At 54.7% G+C, this 4,042-nt stretch carries 3 protein-coding genes; all 3 read left to right on the forward strand.

What is annotated here, in order from left to right:
- Positions 1-1,297, forward strand: a 1,297-nt coding sequence (locus tag G4223_RS03640; RefSeq protein WP_205762362.1) for a DUF637 domain-containing protein, incomplete at its 5' end; no start/stop codon positions are given.
- 601 nt (positions 1,298-1,898) lie between these two features.
- Positions 1,899-2,714, forward strand: a complete 816-nt coding sequence (locus G4223_RS03645; protein WP_163675152.1) for a hypothetical protein — start codon at positions 1,899-1,901, stop codon at positions 2,712-2,714.
- A gap of 798 nt (positions 2,715-3,512) precedes the next feature.
- Positions 3,513-4,042 (forward strand): DUF637 domain-containing protein (locus G4223_RS03650; RefSeq protein ID WP_205762363.1); only part of this gene is annotated, 530 nt, incomplete at its 3' end.

Here is a 4,042-nt window from a genome sequence, read left to right on the forward strand (position 1 = left end):
TTACCTGCGCTCCGGCCTGGACCAGGAAGAGGACGCCAAGACCCGCGTTGTCGGCTCGGAAATCACCGCCGGCACCGACGTCACCCTGCACGCCCAGGGCGGCGACGTGGTGGTGCAGGCGTCGAAGGCGCAGGCCGGCGAGCAGATCGCGCTGAAAGCCGACGACGGCCAGGTGCAGTTGCTGACAGCCCAGGACAGCGACTACCACGCCGAGACCCACACCGCCAGCAACGCCATCTGGCAAACGTCCCAGGACAAGGGCCGGATCGACGAGACGACGAAATACGCCGACCTCCAGGCCGGCACCGGCATCGAGATCACCGCCGCCCAGGGGGTGACGGCGGAGATCCACACCGGCACCGCCAGCCTGCAATCGACCGTCGCCGCCCTGGCGGCCCAACCCGAGACGGCATGGATGGCCGAGGTGGCGGCGCGTGACGACCTGCGCTGGACAATGGTGCAGGAAGCCCACGACCATTGGGACTACAAGAGCCAGGGCCTGAGCCCCGCCGGGGCGGCGATCCTGTCCATCGCGGTGATGGTGGCGACCCAGGGCATGGGGGTGGAGGCGCTGGGGGCGCTGGGCGTCGAGGGCGTCACCGGCACCTCGGCGGCCATGGTCAACGCCGGCTTCTCGTCGCTGGTGGCCCAGGCCTCGGTCAGCCTGGTCAACAACCGGGGCAACATCGGCAAGGTGTTGCAGGAGATGGGCTCGACCCAGACCCTGAAAACCCTCGCCCTCACCGTGGCTACGGCCGGGGCCTTCCACGAGGTCGGCACGCTCACCGACGGGCACTTTGGCGGCACAGGAACGAATGCTGCCGGGCAGACATCACTAGAGTACTTGGGCAGCATGGACCATCTTGCCAATGTGGTTGGTCACGCTCTCGTTGGCTGCGCCTCGGGAGCGGCCAACGGTGAGCATTGCGGGTCGGGAGCGCTTGCATCTGGCCTTGGAGCGACGGTGGGGCCCGCTGCATCTGAAATGGGTACGGTACCGGGCGTGGTGCTTACTAGTGCCGCAGGCGGCGTTGCCGCCGAGTTTGCTGGGGGAAGGTTTGAAGATGGAGCTTCAGTTGCAGCTGCCGGATATCTGTTCAATCAGATGATGGAGGCAATTCGCTCGGACCCTAATCATATGCTTCGGTATGGTCAAAGCCGGGAGGCGTTGTCCAAGCTTGATCAATTTCTGCAAGAAAACCTTGGTGTGACTTTTTTTGCCGGGGAAACGGTGGAAGCCACCGCTGGAATGGGGCTAGCGGCCACGGGGGGGGGTATATTACGACACAAAGGGTAATCGCGGCTTGTTCGCAACTGGCTCAGAGACGATCGGCTGGAATCAAGGAGCCTCAAGTGTTGTAGGGTATCAATTTGGAACGGCAAAATCATTTCCTGGAGATGGGTATTATAATTACGCGATATCAAGTCCCATTGGAGGAATTTCCGTTCTTGTAAAAGATGGGTACCCATTTTTTAGCGGAGCGGCGCTGAGCACTCCTTCCCCTAAGTTTGGTTTTAGCTACGGCCCAACAAAAACCTGTACGTATGGCCAACCAAGAACAGGATGCTAATATGAGATACGCCATACTATTTATTGATATAATTATTTCGATATTTCCATTGGCGTCATTTTTGTTATTGGTGCACCAGAACAACATGTTTGTCAGAGAATGGATGGAAGACAATAAGGGAGAGATGCCCCTAACGCAGCGCTGGAGGATGCTATCGGTAGCATTATTATCGAAAAATTTGTCGCGCCGTTGTCGGGTGCGCAGGAATAAACTCATTATGTCGTATATTGTTTTTTCTCTATCGGCATTATTGCTTGGAACTTTCGCAAAATTCTCCGAATAGGCACGAATACCAAGTCCCGATGAGAATAGCCCATCGAGACTTGGTTGGGCTCGACCCAGACCCTGAAAACCCTCGCCCTCACCGTGGCCACGGCAGGGGCCTTCCACGAGGTCGGCACGCTCACCGACGGGCATTTCACCGAGGCGGGAAAGACGGTGGGCGGCAAGACGGCGGGGCAGTACTTCGCCTCGGCCGACTACCTCAAGAACGTCGCCGGCCACGCCGTCGTCGGCGGAACGGCCTCGGTGCTGGGCGGCGGCGACTTCGCCAGCGGCGCGCTGTCGGGTGGTTTCGGCGCGGCGGTGTCGCCGGCGACCATCCTGCTCAACCAGCGGGTCCCCTATACCGGCCTCGTCACCACCGTCGCCGTCGGCGGTACAGCGTCAACCCTGGCCGGGGGAACCTTCGAACAAGGTGCCATGACCGCTGGATTGGGGTATTTGTTTAATAATGCCGCACTCATTACGTTAGACAATGGTTATTTTTCTGATCACTCTGCGCTTTACGTTGAAGGTAAAGAAGGTAGAGAGGCTGTTTTATACGATCCGGGCGGGAGTTACCCCTCTAAAGGAGGCGGAACAGGAGATGCCATCTATGGAAGCGAAGCTGATTATAATAAATATTCTGAATACTGGAGGAATAATGGGAGCAATGTAACAATTGATTGGCTAAATACAACTGAATCAGAAGACAGCCTAATCGTGAAAAATATAGAGACCCTTGGAGGGCGGCAGCCGTTCACGTGCGCCCTATCAACATCTGCTTGCCTGTCAAATGTAGGTAAATTTAATGGTATTGATTCTTACTTCTTTCCTGGAAACTTAAGGAGACGCATACTTGATATTTTAAATAGAAAATGAGGGAGTTGCCGAAATGGGGAATACGTTTTCGCACAAATTACTCACCGTATTTATATCAATGGCCTGTGCAGCAAGCGCGCTTCTGCCTTCATACATTGTTATATATCAAACTATAGAAAAGAATAGACACGCAAAATATATTATTCCTGTATTTTTTGTTTTATTTTTTCTATCATCGATTTTCACCGATGAAAAAAATAAAATGAAAATCATTGCGCAATGGTCTATTTCTGGGTACTGCTTGTCGTCATCATCATATGTTTTCGTTGTTATTTATTTTGAACCAGACGTTTTTTTAATATTTTCAGATATGTTGATTTTATTAATATTTCTATATTGATATTATTTCTGTGGCCCATTATGTCGTTGAGTTGGTTATTCGGTGGCATTGCTGCTATTTTTTTCTTTCTTCTCAGAGACTATTTGAAAAAGGCTTGAGTGCCTGAGGCTGGCGTGATTCTTGCCATCCAGAGAAGAGCGGCTGCGGGGCGTAGTGAATAGGATGCTAATATGAGGCATGTGATGCTTCTGGTTGATTTGGCTGCATCACTAATGCCATTAATATCATTTATATTTTTGGCATATCATAACAATATGTTCGTCAGAGAATGGATGAAATATAATAACGAAGACACGCCAATAACACAGCGTCGGAGGATTCTATCTTTGTCATTGTTATAGAGAAAATTGTCACACCGTTGTCGGGAGCGCAGAAATAAACTAATTATATCGTATATTGCGTTCTCTCTATCGGCACTCTCGCGAAATTTTCCGAATAAACGCTAATACCAAGCCCCGATGAACATAGCTGTTCGGGACTTGGTCGGATGCCTGCAATCGACCGTCGCCGCCCTGGCGGCCCAACCCGAGACAGCGTGGATGGCCGAGGTGGCGGCGCGTGACGACCTGCGCTGGACAATGGTGCAGGAAGCCCACGACCATTGGGACTACAAGAGCCAGGGCCTGAGCCCCGCCGGGGCGGCGATCCTGTCCATCGCGGTGATGGTGGCGACCCAGGGCATGGGGGTGGAGGCGCTGGGGGCGCTGGGCGTCGAGGGCGTCACCGGCACCTCGGCGGCCATGGTCAACGCCGGCTTCTCGTCGCTGGTGGCCCAGGCCTCGGTCAGCCTGGTCAACAACCGGGGCAACATCGGCAAGGTGTTGCAGGAGATGGGCTCGACCCAGACCCTGAAAACCCTCGCCCTCACCGTGGCCACGGCCGGGGCCTTCCACGAGGTCGGCACGCTCACCGACGGGCATTTCACCGAAGCGGGAAAGACGGTGGGCGGCAAGACGGCGGGGCAGTACTTCGCCTCGGCCGACTACCT

The sequence above is a fragment of the Magnetospirillum aberrantis SpK genome (assembly GCF_011022235.1).
GTDB lineage: Bacteria > Pseudomonadota > Alphaproteobacteria > Rhodospirillales > Magnetospirillaceae > Magnetospirillum > Magnetospirillum aberrantis.